The sequence below is a fragment of the Vibrio cholerae genome (assembly GCF_008369605.1).
Classification (GTDB): Bacteria; Pseudomonadota; Gammaproteobacteria; order Enterobacterales; family Vibrionaceae; genus Vibrio; species Vibrio cholerae.
Map to the genome: position 1 here is coordinate 2,602,239 of NZ_CP043554.1, position 18,317 is coordinate 2,620,555.

20 protein-coding genes and 1 pseudogene are annotated in these 18,317 nt (G+C 45.5%); 7 read left to right on the top strand and 14 right to left on the bottom strand.

The features are described 5' to 3' along the window. Window positions 1–45: 45 nt before the first annotated feature. Window positions 46–636 carry a restriction endonuclease subunit S gene (locus F0316_RS12090; protein ID WP_149560510.1) on the bottom strand — a complete coding sequence of 197 codons (591 nt, stop codon included), beginning with the start codon at window positions 634–636 and terminating at the stop codon, window positions 46–48. A 171-nt stretch (window positions 637–807) separates the two neighbouring features. On the opposite strand from F0316_RS12090, the gene F0316_RS12095 reads away from it, so the two are divergent. The 6 genes and pseudogenes from F0316_RS12095 to F0316_RS12120 all read left to right on the top strand — a co-directional run. Next, window positions 808–2,208, top strand: a complete 1,401-nt coding sequence (locus tag F0316_RS12095) for a tyrosine-type recombinase/integrase (RefSeq protein WP_172626025.1) — start codon at window positions 808–810, stop codon at window positions 2,206–2,208. Continuing rightward, window positions 2,195–4,099 (top strand): hypothetical protein, encoded by a 1,905-nt coding sequence (locus F0316_RS12100; protein ID WP_032475776.1) that lies wholly within the window; start codon window positions 2,195–2,197, stop codon window positions 4,097–4,099. The genes F0316_RS12095 and F0316_RS12100 overlap by 14 nt, the downstream gene beginning before the upstream one ends. After that, window positions 4,096–6,087, top strand: a complete 1,992-nt coding sequence (locus F0316_RS12105; protein WP_113600049.1) for a site-specific integrase — start codon at window positions 4,096–4,098, stop codon at window positions 6,085–6,087. The genes F0316_RS12100 and F0316_RS12105 overlap by 4 nt, the downstream gene beginning before the upstream one ends. A gap of 1 nt (window position 6,088) precedes the next feature. Further along, a complete protein-coding gene (locus F0316_RS12110; protein WP_001158934.1) occupies window positions 6,089–6,448 on the top strand; it encodes a hypothetical protein in 360 nt (119 codons plus the stop codon). 4 nt (window positions 6,449–6,452) lie between these two features. Continuing rightward, window positions 6,453–6,878, top strand: coding sequence for a secondary thiamine-phosphate synthase enzyme YjbQ (locus F0316_RS12115; protein ID WP_032475781.1), 426 nt, complete (start codon window positions 6,453–6,455; stop codon window positions 6,876–6,878). A 136-nt stretch (window positions 6,879–7,014) separates the two neighbouring features. After that, window positions 7,015–7,176, top strand: a pseudogene (locus F0316_RS12120) (secondary thiamine-phosphate synthase enzyme YjbQ); the annotation flags it as partial. Window positions 7,177–7,258: 82 nt separating this feature from the next. Here the strand turns inward: F0316_RS12120 and alr are convergent. Together alr and F0316_RS12130 are read right to left on the bottom strand one after the other, a co-directional pair. Continuing rightward, on the bottom strand, window positions 7,259–8,344 hold the full coding sequence (alr, locus tag F0316_RS12125) for an alanine racemase (protein ID WP_001913997.1): 1,086 nt from the start codon (window positions 8,342–8,344) through the stop codon (window positions 7,259–7,261). Window positions 8,345–8,357: 13 nt separating this feature from the next. Next, entirely contained in the window at window positions 8,358–9,764 is a 1,407-nt protein-coding gene (locus F0316_RS12130) for a replicative DNA helicase (RefSeq protein ID WP_000774910.1), read from the bottom strand. A gap of 170 nt (window positions 9,765–9,934) precedes the next feature. Here F0316_RS12130 and F0316_RS12135 point away from each other — a divergent pair, with 170 nt between their 5' ends. Further along, complete coding sequence (locus tag F0316_RS12135) at window positions 9,935–10,699, top strand: DUF481 domain-containing protein (RefSeq protein WP_000105221.1); 765 nt, start codon at window positions 9,935–9,937, stop codon at window positions 10,697–10,699. Window positions 10,700–10,760: 61 nt separating this feature from the next. Here the strand turns inward: F0316_RS12135 and rplI are convergent, their stop codons facing one another. From rplI to tusB, 11 genes are all read right to left on the bottom strand, one after another. Next, window positions 10,761–11,210, bottom strand: coding sequence for a 50S ribosomal protein L9 (gene rplI, locus F0316_RS12140; RefSeq protein ID WP_001196054.1), 450 nt, complete (start codon window positions 11,208–11,210; stop codon window positions 10,761–10,763). 33 nt (window positions 11,211–11,243) lie between these two features. Next, on the bottom strand, window positions 11,244–11,471 hold the full coding sequence (rpsR, locus tag F0316_RS12145; RefSeq protein WP_000090471.1) for a 30S ribosomal protein S18: 228 nt from the start codon (window positions 11,469–11,471) through the stop codon (window positions 11,244–11,246). Window positions 11,472–11,486: 15 nt separating this feature from the next. Beyond that, on the bottom strand, window positions 11,487–11,789 hold the full coding sequence (priB, locus tag F0316_RS12150; protein ID WP_033929079.1) for a primosomal replication protein N: 303 nt from the start codon (window positions 11,787–11,789) through the stop codon (window positions 11,487–11,489). A 7-nt stretch (window positions 11,790–11,796) separates the two neighbouring features. After that, entirely contained in the window at window positions 11,797–12,165 is a 369-nt protein-coding gene (gene rpsF, locus F0316_RS12155) for a 30S ribosomal protein S6 (RefSeq protein WP_001216668.1), read from the bottom strand. Window positions 12,166–12,376: 211 nt separating this feature from the next. After that, a complete protein-coding gene (bfr, locus tag F0316_RS12160) occupies window positions 12,377–12,853 on the bottom strand; it encodes a bacterioferritin (RefSeq protein WP_000675497.1) in 477 nt (158 codons plus the stop codon). Between the two features lie 69 nt (window positions 12,854–12,922). Beyond that, a complete protein-coding gene (locus F0316_RS12165; protein WP_001884452.1) occupies window positions 12,923–13,111 on the bottom strand; it encodes a (2Fe-2S)-binding protein in 189 nt (62 codons plus the stop codon). A gap of 303 nt (window positions 13,112–13,414) precedes the next feature. Continuing rightward, a complete protein-coding gene (gene tuf, locus F0316_RS12170) occupies window positions 13,415–14,599 on the bottom strand; it encodes an elongation factor Tu (RefSeq protein WP_000031644.1) in 1,185 nt (394 codons plus the stop codon). A gap of 122 nt (window positions 14,600–14,721) precedes the next feature. Then, window positions 14,722–16,818, bottom strand: a complete 2,097-nt coding sequence (gene fusA / locus F0316_RS12175; protein WP_149560511.1) for an elongation factor G — start codon at window positions 16,816–16,818, stop codon at window positions 14,722–14,724. Window positions 16,819–16,893: 75 nt separating this feature from the next. Further along, window positions 16,894–17,364, bottom strand: a complete 471-nt coding sequence (rpsG, locus tag F0316_RS12180; protein WP_001138050.1) for a 30S ribosomal protein S7 — start codon at window positions 17,362–17,364, stop codon at window positions 16,894–16,896. 115 nt (window positions 17,365–17,479) lie between these two features. Then, on the bottom strand, window positions 17,480–17,854 hold the full coding sequence (gene rpsL, locus F0316_RS12185; protein ID WP_000201237.1) for a 30S ribosomal protein S12: 375 nt from the start codon (window positions 17,852–17,854) through the stop codon (window positions 17,480–17,482). A 184-nt stretch (window positions 17,855–18,038) separates the two neighbouring features. Next, entirely contained in the window at window positions 18,039–18,314 is a 276-nt protein-coding gene (gene tusB / locus F0316_RS12190; RefSeq protein WP_000902450.1) for a sulfurtransferase complex subunit TusB, read from the bottom strand. Window positions 18,315–18,317: the final 3 nt, after the last annotated feature.

The following is an 18,317-nucleotide window of genomic DNA, read 5'->3' on the forward strand; positions in this document are numbered from 1 at the left end:
CAATGACAGGCCCGGTTCAAATCTTAAATTAGTTGTGCAGGCTGTTTAGTGGCCATGCGCCTGGTATAAGTCGTTGGCGATTGCGCCCATCATGCGCTCACCGTTGTTTACTAGCCTTTGTATCAGCCTCTGCTCTTCACCCAAAGTGTTGGCCATCGCAATAATTGCTCGCTGCTTGGCAAGGGGCGGAACAACGACTGGGGCATCTTCCAGCACACTGCGGCGAATACTTTTTGTTAGGGTGCCTTCGGCATTTTGCTCAAAGTAACGTTGAGCCGGTGCCTGATTAAGTAACCACACCATAAACTCGGGCAGGATGTCTTTCTTCTTCTTCAGGCTGACCACAAAAAAGTGTGGCGCAGCAACGGCCTGCTTGCCTGTAGAAGCCAATAACTGATCCACCTGTACGGCGTAGTTATGGCTGCCACGTGCGGCCACTAAAATATCACCTGTGGTGAGGTAGTCGGGTTCGCGCTTGCCGGGGAGCGTGGTTTCCAAACAGTCTGACCAGCGAATCCCTTCGGTTAGCGAGACATCCTTCATCTGAACCGCTACCACGGCAGAGCCTGGCACTTCAGGAATTTTGCCCCTAAATGGATAGCCTGCATTGATGGTTGCGATCTGTTTCAGCTTCACGCCTTCACCTGTTCATAGTCAATGATGCAGAAATAATCTGTTGATCCTGGTTAAATGTCAAGCTAAAGTTGTTTCATCGCCTTTGATGCAAATAAACTGCTCAAGGGATTATTATTGAGCGAGGTAGTTGCGTCATTGTCTATGAAGCTAAATTTTCGTGTCAGAGTCGAGGTGATTCGCAAGCTGGAATGCTATGAGCCGTCAACTATAGAACTTGTGGGTAGCCATGTATGCAGTGCTACCGCCAAAAGTCGTGACTATTATCGGCACCCGGCGCAGGACGTGGCACATGACGTGTTTTACCACTACCCGATGATTGTTGACCCGGACGGTTCACTCTGGGCAGAGGCTAATCGCTATCTACTAAGCAGACTTAACGGATTTGTGCCTGTAAAGCACAGAACTCTCGAATCTATAGCGGGGGATCTGGCGCATTTCAGGCGGTGGCTACTGGAAGAGGAAATCGATTTTCTGTCCATATCTGCCCGGCCTAGGGCCAGGCCTACGTATCGCTATTGCACTTATTTGCACGATGAAATTCGTCAGGGAAAGCTAAAGGCACGCACGGCTAAACGACGCATGAGTAGTTTGCAGAATTTCTATCGTTGGTTGGAAACTGAAGGTTTTAAGTTTGCTCATCCGTTGTGGCTTGAAGATGAGGCCGCACTGATGTTCAGAGATGCGCGAGGTTTTCAGCGCAGAAAGTCAGTAAAAAGTACAGACCTGACTCGATCGTTCAGGGTAGTGAAGAGCAATGATGACTACAGCGAGTACATTGATGACGGCGGTAAGCTCAGGCCTTTACCAAAAGATGAGCAAGCGGCCTTAATTCAGGCTCTGAAAGCCATTGGTAATACCGAAATGACATTGGCGTTTTTTCTTGCTTTGGCGACTGGCGCACGGTTGCAAACTGTTTTCACGCTTCGTCGGCAGAATTTTTTGGATGAGCCGTATAAAGGCGCAGTGTCTCACAGGATAAAGGTCGGTGGCGGAACACCTGTCAGCACCAAATATGGCAAGCAGATGGTGTTACTTGTACCGTTATTTCTGTATCGCAGAGTGCAAATCTATATGAATTCTGAGCGTTGTCATCAACGAATGAAGTTGTCGAAGCATATATATCCAGAAGATGGCGATCAATATTTGTTTCTGACTCGCGCTGGTCAGCCTTACTACATGGCTGAGAATGACCCTTTCGCGCTCTTGTATCGAAGCCCGCCAAGGGGTAACGCCGTCACTCAATTCATCAGACAGCAATTAAAGTCAGAGCTGTACCGCCATGGGTACGAATTTGAATTCCGTTTCCATGATCTGCGAGCAACCTTTGGAATGAATCTTTTGGAAAGTTTTGTTAACCAAATGTCGAAGGCCGAAACCCACTTGGTTGTAAAGGCAGATATGACAAAAGCCCTGATGCTGGTTCGCTCCAGGATGGGGCATACAAGTATTCGGGCGACAGAAGCCTACTTAAACTACCGCGAAAAATACCGCGTCGCGCTTGATTTGCAATCGGAGTATGAGGCCTACCTCGAATCCATGCTGAACGAGGTAAATACCGATGACATGGAGTAAGCGAAAGACCGTTTCATATACCATCGAACAGTTGCCCACGGATGAAACGGGAAACGTGGTGCTGATAGATCCTTCAGCTGTGAAGGTTTTTATCCCAGGATATAAATATGCGGTGGATATTGGTAGTTGGTGTTACACCAAAAGACGGCGTATGACGGCAGACACTTCAACCGAAGCTTGCGCGTCTAATCTGGTGAATATGGAAAGCTATCGGTCTGCCAGAAAAGAGTTTGTCTCTTTGTATATCGAGTTTTTCCTTCATCATATAAAGATGGGAAGGTCTGCACACTCGCTTAAAACAAATTTCGGGCAGTTTAATAGCTTTGTACGGTGGTGTGATTCAAGTTGTATTCGAGGGCTTGATTCTATGGATGATTTTGCAGAGGCCGTAAGGTTGTTTACGGAATATCTGATTCATAAGGTCAGAGCTAGTGATATGAACGTTAATACTGCTGCAACTTTGCAGCAGTTGACAATGGGTGTCGGGCGCCATGTCTATGGTGATCCTTACGGAGATCTTTTTCGAAATGTCAGGAAAATAAGGAGATCTCTGAAAGCAGTTAATAAAACTGAGATACCAGAAGATACAAGTGTGGCTCGCACTCTGACTGTCTATCTTCAAGTATTTAATCAACTATCCGACTTTGTTGTTGATTTTCAGAAGTTCCCAAAAGAGATAGTCATTGAGAATAATCGCTTCTGGTTCTTTCCCGTATCTGTGCCCTTCGGAGGGAAATCGACTGTTAGTAATAAAGCAGCATTGAAAGATCGCTTTTTGGCATATAACTATATAAGCGGCTGTATTCGAACTGTAGAGGAAATAACGAAACTTTCAAAGACTAATCTAATCGCTAGTCATCGAGCATCCCATAATAATGCAATCAGTAAAATGGAGATCGCCAATTCATCCCGATTTCATAATAGGCGCATAGATGCTTCCCGAATGGCATTTCAGGCTTTTGTTATGCTATTTTCTGCAAACACTGGCATGAATCTGGGGCAAATGTTGCAACTCCCGTGGTCGGGTGATCATGAGGTTCTAAAAGACAAACTGGGATTTAAGGGGATTAAATATAGAGCGGGGAAGAGAGAAGTCGTTTTTCATATATCTTCGACCTTTTACCAAACTTTCAAGAAGTTTCTGTTACTTCGACAGTACATACTGGATGCACTCAATATACATTCTTATCCCTTGCTATTTTTTAAGATTACATTTAACCAGGCCGAGCCACTATCTATGGGTATTGCGGGCGACCTTCATCGACGTTTGAATGTATGTTTTGGCTTTGATTTAAAAATAACAACAAGAATGTGGAGGGCGTATAAGGGCGATTGGTTAATAAGGAATACAGATGTCGCAACGACCTCAATTGTTTTACAGAATAGCCCTGTTACGGTACTAAGACATTATTCGGAAGGTAGTAAAACTCGCAATGATAGCCAAATTGGCAGCTTTTTCGATTCTTACAAGGCCATGATTATAGATATACATGCCAAGGCGAAAAGCACACCTGTTGGTCAGTGTATCGGAAGTAGTCCTGCCGCCATCGGAGATACACCCATTGAACCAGATTGCAGGACGCTTGAAGGCTGCTTGTTTTGTAAAAACTATAAAGTTCATCCTGATATCGAAGATGTTCATAAATTAATCAGCTTTAAGTACCTGCTTAAAGAGTCTTTAATACTCGCGCATTCAGAAAAACACTTTAATGAGAAGGTGTTACCTGTTTTAAATCGTGTAGAACAAGTGCTTGATGTCATTAAATCAAATTTCAATGGTAATATTGGTCAATTAGATAATATTGAACGCAATGTTTTTGATAGGGAGATCCTATCTGAATATTGGCAAATGAAACTGGACACTTTGATTGAAATTGGAGTGTTTTCATGAGTGCGAAGATATATCGTGCTAACTTCGAATGTTTTGTAAAATATAATAAAGCATCATTTCCTGACGCCTTTGAGATAAATGGGAGAATTCAAGTACCTTCTGATGAGTTTGTCGTTTCTCGAAATAAACAAGGAATTCCAATATCCCGATACGGTGATGATGTTTGGGATTTCAGATTCTATCGTTTAGCTGGAGATTCAGGCTCAGCTCGGATTAACTTCGAATTTGCACAAAAGAGTTATCGGAATGAGGCTAAATGGCTTGCGTTTCTTCTGATCTATTGTGCTGAATCATCAGTAAATTACGGCATTAGCATAGCCACAATAATGAACTATATGAAGTCTGTACGTCGGCTTATTGGTTATGCTTCAAGTCAATCAAGATCAATCGCAACTCTCCTGTCCGAGAAAAAACACCTTGATGAATTCATCAGCACACTTGAAACGCGAACACTTCTGACTGGTTTTTCTTCTTTGGTTGGTCATTTGGCACATATTCCGAGCGATATTTCTGGGTACAAAATATCCAGTCTATATTCTAGTTTTTTGGCCAGAGAAAAGTCGAAAGAACTGCCCGTAGATTTTCAGCACCCTGTAATACCTCCGCGGCTATTGTCTTCATTAATTTCTGATCTGGAAATGTTCCTTAATGAAATTCTGGCGAGTATAGATAACCTCATAGGATTTACTAAAAACATAATACACGACCCTTTGTTTGCTCGCTGTGATTCTAAGCAACGCCAGTTGGGTGTTCAAAGGCGAGGAATGGCCCCATTTTTTTATGAAGCTTCATCTATATATGGGCTTGGAGAATTATTATTTAAGTATAGCGTCTCAAATATTCCTGGGTTGAGTAAGTTCCTAACCAGAATACAACATGCCTGTCGCATATACATTCATATATACACAGGGATGAGACATTCTGAATGCCTTAGCCTCAAAAACAACGCCTTAGTAATCGAAAAGATGATGGGTCGGAATGTCTATAAAGTTTTTGGGGACACAAGTAAATTTGTTGGACAAAAGAAAAGAGTCGCTTGGGTGACCAGCAAAGAGGTTGTCAAGGCGTTTGAAATTGCACAGAAGATATCTATTTTAATCTGTTCTCAGTGCGACATCTTACAGGATGACGCGCCATTATTTATAAGCGTGAGCTACTTGAGGTTTACTGGTGCGAATATTGACTTGAACGCTCCCTTGATTATTCAAAAGCATGCGAATAAAGATCAGGAGATATTTAATTTTTTTCCCTCAGAGCCATATGCAATAGAGGATTCTGATTTTGAGCATTTAGTTGCCATTGATCCGTTTCGTACATGGCACAAAGAGAAGGCTTTTCAACTAGGTTCTGTGTGGCGTTTTACTACTCATCAGCTTAGGAGAACCTTGGCGTTTTATGTGTCTCAGTCAGCGAATGTATCCATTCCGGCACTTAAGAGTCAGTTAAAACATATATCGAGAGAGATGACACTCTATTATTGCAATGCCTCTGCTTGTATTTCCGAATTCGATCATGATGAGCATATATCGCACCTGATGAGGGAAATTAAACCTGAGAGTGATGCTCATGCATACTTAGCAGTTGTTGCAGATCGAACTGAACCTTTGTTTGGTACTTATGGGCGGTTTGTCGATCGCAACGTTACCGAACGAGAAAGCGAAGGCCTGCTGCTCAACGATCGTAAGGAGTTGGTAAGCCGTTTCAAAAAGGGTGAGCTTGCCTATAAAGAGACACCTCTGGGGGCATGTATGACGACATCTCCATGTGACAAAAAACTACTTCGCCTGGTTTCTGCCTGTATTAGCTGTGATAAAGCAATCATCAAAACAAGTAAACTGGAGCGAGTCATTGCTCGTCAAAAGGTCTTGGTTGATGAGTTAAAAAGTAAGGATGATTCGAGTATTGCACTTAGAACTGAGTTGTCAGAATTAGAAGACCTCGAAAGTTACCAGCGTCGGATTGCCCTTTTGAAGAATAAGGAGGTTTAGCATGCAAGAGTACTGGGATGCGCTAGAACGTTTGAAGGCAGGATGCCCGAGCCGAGTTCCACTAGGTTCTTCGATTAACAAGGACACCGTAGCATTGGAGGCTGGCAGAAAGCGTGGGGCAATTAAGAAATCCAGGATCAGCTTCGGGAAGTTGATTGCAGCAATTGACACAGCGAACAGAGAGGTTGATGTACAAGCTAGCCAACCTAGAGATTTGTTTCGAAAAGTCAGAGCAGAGAAGCAAAGTTACAAAGAGCTCTATCATCAGGCTTTGAATCGAGAGTTGATGTTGCTTGATAGGTTGGCCCGCTTGGAGAAAGAGTTGGCCCGTTTTTCAAATGTACTGCCAATTAGAAAATAGAATTATGTGGATTCAAAAAGAAGTAAAAATCTCACCCAAGAAACGAGGATTTCATCTGATTACAGATGAAATTGTAAGGCAGGTACCTGAGTTGTCACAGGTATCAGTAGGACTTGCTCATATTTTCATCAAACACACATCGGCGTCTTTGACGATCAACGAAAACGCAGATCCTACCGTACGTGATGACTTTGAAAGCTTCTTTAGCCGTGCGGTTCCCGAAGGTGAACCCTATTACAAACATATTTATGAGGGGAGTGACGACTTGCCCAGCCATATTAAGGCCAGTCTGCTTGGGAGTAGTGTTTCTGTTCCTGTGTCCGATGGAAGCTTTAACATGGGAACCTGGCAAGGTATTTATCTATGTGAACATCGTAATCATGGTGGCTCTCGCTGTCTCTTGGTTACCATCCAGGGAGAAGTCTCATGATGTGCCACAATAACGATTTGTATGGACAATCTTTGGCCATACGTCTAAGTATCGGTATGGACGAGTTAGAATATCAAATGTCTGGGACTATAAAGGCTAGAGTTGTCCATAATATGGACACATCATCCGTATAGTGGATATGCCCGCGCATATCAAGTCTTCACTACTTGGATGTAGCGTCAGTATTCCCATTCAACAAGGCAGGTTAGCGCTCGGTACTTGGCAAGGTATCTATTTGGGTGAGCATCGCAATCACGGCGGAATAAGAAGGGTGATCGCGACCATTCAAGGCGAGTAACGCCCAAAGAGTGCAAGAGAAGAGAGTGACATGCATGGCCACAGCGATAAGCGGTGGTCATGCACGGACAACACCAAGCAGGCTAAACGCCTGCTCCATAATAAGACATTTCCACTCGCGAGGTGAGTTTCGTCACTAACTCATACCCTATCGTACCAATATGTGCGGCCACTTCTTCTACAGGCAGCTCATTACCCCACAGCATGGCTTCATCACCGACGCGATCGCAAGCATCCGGCCCTAAATCTACCGTCAACATATCCATAGATACGCGCCCAGCAATCGGCACCCGACGCCCATTGACAACCACTGGCGTCCCATTCGGCGCAGTGCGTGGATAGCCATCACCATAACCAATCGCAATCACACCAATTTTGGTGTCTCGCTGGCTGGTCCAAGTACCACCATAACCGACACTCTCCCCCGCTTTCACTTCGCGGACAGCGATCAAGTGCGACTTTAAGGTCATCACTGGCTGGTAACCTAACTGAACCGCGCTCTTTTCCACAAAGGGAGAAACGCCGTACATAATAATTCCCGGCCTTACCCATTCAAGCTGGCTTTGCGGCCAAGCTAATAATCCGGCAGAAGCGGCCAGCGAACGCTCACCCTGACAGCCTTGCGTCAGGGATAAGAACAGTTCCGTTTGCTCTACCGTCGTCGATTTATCTAACTCATCGGCACAGCCGAAATGGCTCATGTAACGCAGGGGTTTAGCCACATTCTCACACTGGTGCAAACGAGCCACGAAATCTTGATATTGTTCAGGGCGAACCCCTAGCCGATGCATCCCACTGTCGACTTTCAGCCATACCATGACTGGAGTCTCTAGCTGAGCTTGCTCCAGCGCTTGTAACTGCTCTTCACAATGTACGACGGTCTGGATGTTGTTGGTAACCAATACTGGCAAATCACCGGGAGAATAAAATCCCTCAAGCAACAAAATGGGTTTCACTACGCCACTGGCGCGCAGCTGTAAAGCCTCTTCAATGCGCGCCACGCCAAAGGCATCCGCCCCGAGGGCGTGACGTGCGATATGGCGCAGCCCGTGTCCATAACCATTGGCTTTCACCACCGCCATGATTTTACTCTCTGGCGCTTGCTGCTTAACGCGCTGCAAGTTGTGCTGCAACGCCTCTAAATTGATGTAGGCGGTGGCCGCCTTCATATAGTTCATCGAATTACTCATCGTCAAATGCAGGTCCAGCATAGTTGTCGAAACGAGAATAGTGACCTTGGAAAGTCAAACGCACCGAACCAATCGGGCCGTTACGTTGCTTACCAATAATGATTTCCGCCGTGCCTTTTAGCGGACTATCTGGGTGATACACCTCATCTCGATAGATAAACATGATCAAGTCAGCATCCTGCTCAATCGAACCTGATTCACGCAGATCCGAGTTGACTGGACGCTTATCCGCACGCTGCTCCAAAGAACGGTTCAACTGCGAAAGCGCAACCACGGGCACATTCAATTCTTTAGCTAATGCTTTGAGTGAGCGAGAAATTTCAGCAATTTCCAGTGTACGGTTATCGGTCAATGCCGGTACACGCATCAGCTGTAAATAGTCGACCATGATGAGCGACAAGCCTCCGTGTTCACGAGCAATGCGTCGGGCACGCGAGCGAACTTCGGTGGGGGTTAGGCCTGAGCTATCATCGATGTACATGTTCTTCTTCTCCATGAGAATACCCATGGTGGAAGAGATACGCGCCCAATCTTCATCATCCAGTTGACCGGTACGAATTTTGGTTTGGTCGACACGAGATAACGAGGCCAGCATACGCATCATGATCTGTTCGGCGGGCATCTCCAGCGAGAAGATCAGCACAGGTTTATCTTGCTCCATCGCCGCGTTTTCACACAGGTTCATCGCAAAAGTGGTTTTACCCATCGAAGGACGCGCTGCGACGATGATCAGATCAGAGCCTTGCAAACCAGCCGTCTTTTTATTCAGGTCGGTAAAGCCCGTGTTCACCCCAGTGACCCCATCCTGTGGCGTTTTGTAAAGCAGCTCAATCCGCTCTAGCGTGCGCTCTAGAATGCTATCCACGTTTTTCGGGCCTTCGTTTTCACTGGTACGTGCTTCGGCAATCGCAAAAACTTTACTTTCCGCCAGATCCAGCAAATCTTCAGCGTTGCGCCCTTGAGGATCGTATCCCGCATCGGCAATCTCATTGGCAACACCGATCAGGTTACGCACCAAAGCCCGTTCGGCCACAATCTCCGCATAGGCATTAATGTTGGCGGCACTGGGCGTGTTTTTGGCCAAATCGGCCAAATAGGCAAAGCCACCGACATCTTCCAACTGCTCACGCTGCTCAAGATATTCGGACAAGGTGATGAGATCGAGCGGTTTACCCGCCTCCAAAATCGATTTTACCCCGTCAAAAATCAAACGATGCGGGCGGCTGTAGAAGTCCTGAGTCATCACGTGCTCAGAAACCGTATCCCAACGTTCATTGTCGAGAAGCAGGCCACCAATGACGGATTGCTCAGCTTCTAATGAATGCGGTGGGACTTTAATTGCATCGACTTGTGCGTCGGGAATTTTACGGTTTCGATTATCAGTACGTGGATCTGCCATGACTTCGCTTTAAGTAACGTTTGAATGTCCGTCATTATAACGAGAATCCGTCATTTGTAATTAAAGCAACGAAAGTTTGTGCGCCGCCTAACCAGAATTGACCTAGGGTTGACCCAAACTCAGTAATGAATTTTTACTATGCCACCTCAATATTAATCAAAGAGGTTGTTGTGTCCACCAAATGGCTTTTAGGCATTAGCTTGATGCTGTCAACAGTAGCGCAAGCCAATGAAAATTCTAATCAGGATACGGACATCAGCATTCCCTCTCCTTGGAAACATCAAGTCGAGTTTGGCTATCAGGCGCACTCCGGTAATACCGAGTCAGAGTCACTCAATTCACGCTTAAAATCGGAATATACCATGGGTCGTCACCGTACTTATGGGGAGTGGAAGTTTTATAAACTTGATAAAAACGGCAAAGAAGATAAACGCCAGTCCACCTTCGCCTTCCAAAGCGACTATAAACTCGGACCGAAGACGTATTTATACGGCAGCTTTTACGGCACCAACTCGCGTTACACCGCTTATTTCAAAGACCATACCCTATCAGGAGGGCTCGGTTATCAATTCGCATATACCGATGAGATGGTTTTAGAGCTGGAGTTAGGGCCTGGCTTTCGCTACCAAAAACCCAACCTAGACGAAATTGATGATGACGATATCGTTTTTCCCGATCTCGTTCAGGAAGCGATATTTCGTAGCAATCTTAAAGCTGAGTGGCAAGCCTTAGACAACCTCAGATTTGAGGCAGAAATGACCATGGTTTCAGGGCGAAGTAACACCAGTCTTGATAGCAATATCAGTTTAACCAACGACATCACTGATCACATTGCCTTAAAAATTCGCCAATCACGCCAATACCATAACCGAGTGCCGGAAGGATTAAGCAAAGCAGACAGCGTGATTTCGGTTAATCTACTGTTTGAGTTTTAAATGCTACCCATAAAAAAACACCAGCCGAAGCTGGTGTTTTCGTATTCGTCAATAACTGAAATTACTCAGCAACAACTTGTACTTTTGCAGTTGCGAACACTTCAGAGTGAAGTTGAACGCTAACTTCGTAAGCACCAACGTTGCGCAGAGCACCTTCAGGTAGGCGAACTTCGCTCTTAGATACTTTAACGCCAGCTGCAGTGATTGCATCAGCGATATCACGAGTACCGATAGAACCGAACAGTTTACCTTCGTCACCTGCTTTAGAAGCAATAACAACTGCTTCCAGAGCGTTAACTTGGTCAGCGCGAGTTTGAGCGGCAGCCAGTTGCTCAGCAACTTTTGCTTCCAGCTCTGCACGACGGCTTTCAAACATTGCAACGTTAGCTTTAGTTGCCATTACTGCCTTACCTTGTGGGATAAGGAAGTTACGAGCGTAACCAGATTTAACGTTTACTGTATCGCCAAGGCTGCCTAGGTTACCGATTTTATCAAGTAGAATAACTTGCATTGCTTAATCCTCTTTCTTAATAAACGGTGCCAATTACTGATGTTTGTCAGTGTATGGCAGTAGAGCTAGGTAGCGAGCGCGTTTGATTGCACGAGCTAGCTGACGCTGATATTTAGCACTTGTACCAGTGATACGGCTAGGAACGATTTTACCAGCTTCAGTGATGTAGTTCTTGAGAGTTGCTACGTCTTTGTAATCAATCTCTTGTACGCCTTCTGCAGTAAAACGGCAGAATTTACGACGACGGAAGAAACGAGCCATGGGCTATCTCCTGATCTATATTTGAGAAATTTTGTCGGCATGCAGCACTAATTTACCTACGCCATTTCGGCTGGTTTGGTAAGCCAAAAAACCACTTACCAAAATGCTACTGCCTTGTACTAAGTTTTGAGTTAACGCTTCTGACCTAGCCCCACTCACCACCACAGGTAATCGACAAAAAACTTGTCTTGGGAGGCCAGCTTCTACCATCGTAGAGCGATGCTCTAGCCAAAAATGGCAATGTTTAACACCCGATGGACTTTGGCTTCGAACCGGAGCCTTTGCGACAACGCCGCTCAACTCGATTCGATTGGTCATCAAACCATTACTCAACGTCTGCGTCGAACTTCATCTCGTCACGCTTTACACGCTCTTCACGAGCTTTCAGCATGATTGAAGGTTCAGTAATAGCAGCTTTAGTACGCATGATCATGTTACGCAGAACTGCATCGTTGAAACGGAAAGCAGTTTCTAGCTCATCAACGACTGCTTGGTCAGCTTCAACGTTCATCAGAACGTAGTGAGCTTTGTGCAGTTTGTTGATTGGGTAAGCCAGTTGACGGCGACCCCAATCTTCTAGACGGTGGATTTTACCGCCAGCTTCAGTGATTGAGCCAGTGTAACGTTCGATCATGCCAGCAACTTGCTCGCTTTGATCTGGGTGCACCATGAATACGATTTCGTAATGACGCATTATTTGCTCCTTACGGATTATTCAGCTTCCAGAGTTGGCCCGGTCATCCAGAGGAAGCAAGGAACTAATGATAATTGACCGAGAATTAAGGAGCGGGAATAGTACAGAAAGGAAGCAGCTTTAGCAAGGAAATTATCGAGGGGGAAACAGGAAGCGGTTAGGCAGAAAACCACGTTTTCTGCCTAGGAATGATATGTGTTAGTACGGGGGATTATTCGTCATCAACAAACTGAGCTTGCAGATAATTTTGAATACCCGTCATATCGATCAGACCAAGTTGAGTTTCTAACCAATCAACATGCTCTTCTTCATCTTCTAAGATCTCTTGGAACAGATCACGAGAAACGTAGTCACGTACTTTTTCGGCGTAAGCGATCGCCTCTTTGAGATCAGGAATCGCAATCAACTCAAGTTTGAGATCGCACTCCAACATCTCTTGCACATCTTCACCAATCATCAGTTTGCCAAGATCTTGTAGATTGGGAATCCCCTCTAAAAACAAGATTCTTTCCACAATATGGTCAGCGTGTTTCATCTCATCAATGGATTCGTGGTATTCCTTATCGGCAAGATGCTTCAAGCCCCAATCTTTATACATGCGTGCATGTAAGAAGTATTGATTGATGGCGATAAGCTCATTAGCCAGTACTTTATTGAGATGTTGAATTATGACTGGATCACCTTTCATAGCATAGCCCTCCTCTTTGGCTCTATTAACTGTAGAACCAATTAGAGGAGAGTCAAAAAGAAGCTGTGCTTAACTTGCCAGTTTAAACTGAGCAATCAGCGATTCTTCGATGATCTCTTTAGCTTGGCGTACACACTTACCACACTGAGAGCCCAGTGCTGTACAGCGCTTGATGCCCTTGATATCCGTAATACCCTGTTCGGCAACCAATCTCCTAATTTTTTTGTCTGAGACACCATGACACAAACAAACGTACATAACCCAACCTCATTTCATTCATGAACAAAGAATAAAAGAGAATCACTCTTATTTCTACTGCGTTTACTGTTTTGCTCAGATCGGATTGTTATAAGAAAAATGGTGATAAGAAAGAGAAATGCTCAACTGAAAGTGCAGCGCCAACGCTCTGGTCATTTGGTCGAGGCTAATGTGTTGTTTTGATTATGAGCGGGATAAAGCCAAAAGAAGATATAAGTCTAAGATGACTTATAACCAAAAATGAAAAAGGGAAGCCGAAGCTCCCCTTTTTCGATGCAGCGTTGCGCGGCAAGATTAACGCGATTAAGCGATGATCTTAGCTACAACACCAGCACCTACAGTACGGCCACCTTCACGGATAGCGAAGCGTAGACCTTCGTCCATCGCGATTGGCGCAATCAGGTCTACAACCATCTTCACGTTGTCGCCTGGCATTACCATTTCTACGCCTTCTGGTAGCTCGATGCTGCCTGTTACGTCAGTTGTACGGAAGTAGAACTGTGGACGGTAACCTTTGAAGAATGGAGTATGACGGCCACCTTCGTCTTTTGACAGTACGTATACTTCTGATTCGAACTTAGTGTGTGGTGTGATTGAACCTGGCTTCGCCAGTACTTGACCACGCTCTACTTCTTCACGCTTAGTACCACGTAGCAGTGCACCTACGTTCTCACCTGCACGACCTTCGTCAAGCAGCTTACGGAACATCTCTACACCTGTACAGGTCGTTTTTACTGTCTCTTTGATACCAACGATCGCTACTTCGTCACCCACTTTCAGGATGCCACGCTCGATACGGCCAGTTACTACTGTACCACGACCTTGGATTGAGAATACGTCTTCGATTGGCATCAGGAATGCCATGTCTACTGCACGCTCTGGCTCTGGAATGTATGTATCCAGTGCTTCTGCTAGCTCAACAATCTTCGCTTCCCACTGTGCTTCGCCGTTTAGCGCGCCTAGTGCTGAACCTTGGATTACTGGCAGGTCATCACCTGGGAAATCGTACTCAGACAGCAGCTCACGAACTTCCATCTCTACCAGCTCTAGAAGCTCTTCATCGTCAACCATGTCACACTTGTTCATGAATACGATGATGTAAGGAATACCTACCTGGCGACCCAGCAGGATGTGCTCACGAGTTTGTGGCATTGGACCGTCAGTTGCCGCTACAACTAGGATACCGCCGTCCATCTGTGCTGCACCGGTGATCATGTTCTTAACATAATCCGCGTGTCCTGGACAGTCTACGTGTGCGTAGTGACGGTTTGGAGTATCGTACTCTACGTGAGAAGTATTGATTGTAATACCACGCTCACGCTCTTCTGGTGCGTTGTCGATTGACGCGAAGTCACGAGCTTTACCGCCGTATACTTTTGCAAGTACAGTACAGATAGCTGCAGTTAGAGTTGTTTTACCGTGGTCAACGTGGCCGATAGTACCAACGTTTACGTGCGGTTTCGTACGTTCAAATTTTTCTTTAGACACGATCGTGTTCCTTCCTAGTTATGATTCGCTTTGGGTAAGCAGTACCCAAGGCGCGCCAGAAATTGCTATTTTATGCGCCAACTCACGTCAGCGCAATAGATTCGTTATTAACCAAACAACGGTTAACCACGCTCTGCGATAATTGCGTCAGCAATATTTTTCGGCACATCAGCGTACTCAGCAAACTCCATAGAGTAAGAAGCACGGCCTTGTGTGGCAGAACGCAGGTCAGTTGCATAACCAAACATCTCAGACAGTGGGACTTTAGCGTGGATGATTTTCAGTCCCGCATGGCCTTCATCCATACCTTCGATGATGCCACGACGACGGTTTAAGTCACCCACAACATCACCCATCCAGTCTTCTGGAGTGGTTATTTCAACTTTCATTAACGGCTCAAGAAGAACAGGTTGAGCTTCAAGCGCACCTTTCTTGAATGCCATAGAACCAGCGATTTTAAACGCCATTTCGCTGGAGTCGACATCGTGGAATGAACCATCAAACAGGGTAGCTTTGACATCCAGCACTGGATAGCCCGCTAACACACCGTTGTTCATTTGCTCCTCGATACCTTTCGCAACTGGGTTGATAAATTCTTTTGGAATCACACCACCCGCGATTGCGTCAACGAAGACAAAACCTTGACCAGGCTCAGCAGGTTCAATTTTCAGCCATACGTGACCGTATTGACCACGACCACCTGACTGACGAACGAACTTACCTTCCACTTCCGATTTACCACGAATGGTTTCACGGTAAGCCACCTGAGGTTTACCTACGTTACAATCGACACCAAACTCACGTTTCATGCGATCGACGATAATATCTAGGTGAAGCTCACCCATACCAGAAATCAGCGTTTGACCCGTCTCAGCGTCAGTCTCAACGCGGAATGATGGGTCTTCTGCTGCGAGTTTACCTAAAGCAATACCCATTTTTTCCTGATCAGCTTTAGAGCGAGGCTCTACTGCGATCTGAATTACTGGTTCAGGGAACTCCATACGCTCCAGAATCACAACATGATTCGGATCACACAAAGTATCGCCCGTAGTAACATCTTTCAGGCCGATAGCCGCAGCGATGTCACCCGCACGAATCTCTTTGATTTCATCACGCTTGTTAGCATGCATCTGTACGATACGGCCAAAGCGCTCTTTCTTTTGCTTCACTGAGTTATAAACCGCATCACCCGAGTTAACCACTCCAGAGTAGACGCGAATAAAGGTCAGCGAGCCAACAAAAGGATCGGTAGCAATCTTAAACGCGAGTGAAGAAAACGGTTCGTTATCGTCAGCATGACGCTCAACACTGTTTTCTCGATCATCAATACCTTTGATCGCAGGAACATCGGTTGGTGATGGTAGAAACTCAATCACCGCATCCAGAACTGCTTGCACGCCTTTGTTCTTAAATGCACTACCACAAGCTGCGAGAACAATTTCGTTGTTGATGGTGCGCTGACGCAGAGCTTGTTTGATCTCTACTTCGCTAAGTTCACCATCTTCAAGGTATTTTTCCATCAACTCTTCACTGGCTTCGGCTGCGGCTTCCACAAGGTGGTTACGCCACTCTTGGGCAAGCTCAAGCATATCCGCAGGAATTTCTTCATAAGTGAAGCTCATGCCTTGATCGGCTTCATTCCAGTTGATGGCTTTCATCTTGATAAGGTCGATGACACCTTTGAACTCTTCTTCTGCACCAATGTTGAGTTGGATAGGAACAGGGTTCGCACCAAGACGATGTTTAATTTGGCCTACTACGCGTAAGAAATCTGCACCGGCACGGTCCATTTTGTTGACGAATACCATGCGTGGAACGCCGTATTTGTCAGCTTGACGCCAAACGGTTTCAGACTGAGGTTCAACACCTGATGTGCCACAGAATACGACCACTGCACCATCAAGCACACGAAGTGAACGCTCTACTTCGATCGTAAAGTCAACGTGTCCAGGGGTATCAATGATGTTGATGCGATGTTCTTGGAATTGCGCTTCCATACCACGCCAGAAGGTGGTGGTGGCCGCAGAGGTAATGGTAATACCACGCTCTTGCTCTTGGACCATCCAGTCCATAGTCGCAGCACCGTCGTGAACTTCGCCAATTTTGTGAGAGAGGCCAGTGTAGAACAGAATACGCTCAGTAGTGGTTGTTTTTCCTGCATCTACGTGAGCACAGATACCGATGTTACGGTAGCGCTCAATAGGAGTTTTACGAGCCACGATTGTATCCTCTTACTAAGGTCAACCTTAGAAAATAGAAATGTGCTGCGAGAGAACCTCGCAGCACAGAAGGTATTACCAGCGGTAATGAGCGAACGCTTTGTTCGCTTCTGCCATACGGTGAACGTCTTCACGTTTCTTAACAGCAGAACCTTTGTTTTCAGCCGCATCCAGCATTTCAGCAGCTAGACGAGCAGCCATAGATTTTTCACCACGCTTACGCGCAGCTTCAACCAACCAACGCATTGCCAGAGCATTACGACGTACTGGACGTACTTCAACTGGCACTTGGTAAGTTGAACCACCAACACGGCGAGATTTAACTTCTACCGCTGGGCGAACGTTTTCAAGAGCTTCTTCAAATACAGCTAAGTGATCTTTACCAGATTTCTCAGCCATGGTGTCTAGTGCAGTGTAAACGATTTTCTCTGCAGTAGATTTTTTACCGTCAACCATAAGGATGTTAACGAATTTTGCCAGCAGTTCAGATTTGAACTTTGGATCTGGAAGGATCTTACGCTGACCAATGACGCGACGACGTGGCATGGAATATTCTCCGTTGTCTTCTTCAGGTTATCCAAAACTTTTCAGTTTTTTCAAAATTAAAATTTAATTTTAGTGTTTGGCCTTACTTAACGCTTCTCTCATAAGAAGAAGGGCATTAAGACTTAGGACGCTTCACACCGTACTTAGAACGAGCTTGTTTACGGTCATTCACGCCTGCACAGTCAAGTGCACCACGAACTGTGTGGTAGCGAACACCTGGGAGGTCTTTAACACGACCACCACGGATCAGAACAACACTGTGCTCTTGTAGGTTGTGACCTTCACCACCGATGTATGAAGTAACTTCAAAACCGTTAGTTAGGCGTACACGACATACTTTACGAAGTGCTGAGTTAGGTTTTTTAGGTGTAGTAGTGTAAACACGAGTACATACACCACGTTTTTGTGGGCACGCAGCTAGTGCTGGCACGTTGCTTTTAACAACTTGCTTAGCACGTGGCTTACGAACCAACTGGTTAATAGTTGCCATTAACTAGCTCCTGATTTACTTAAAGTAAGCTTGTGAAAAATCTATCCCTTCCATGCAAACAGTTTGCACAAATAGGGACGCAAAATTCTATGCAGCAGTGGGATGTGTGTCAAGAAATATACAGATCTTTTTTACTGATCCTGTGTGAGCGTTGTTCTGCTCAGGATAATTAGAAAAAGGCAACCTACCAGGTTATTGATTTATCATGAGTTACTGTCAAATCAACAAAGTCACTCATGGTGACAACCGAAATACGCGGATCGCACTTTTCTAGCCAACCACGCGCATGCAGATCCTCATAAAGCACCAACCATAGGTTCTGATCGTTAATACTCGCTTGATATGGTGAATGTACTGCCGCCGCGTAGACAGCATTCTCCGTCAATAGAACAACATCACCATCGAGTAAATAAGCACTAAGCAGAGGGAGTTTTTCTAAGTGCTTAACAATATGTAGCATAGG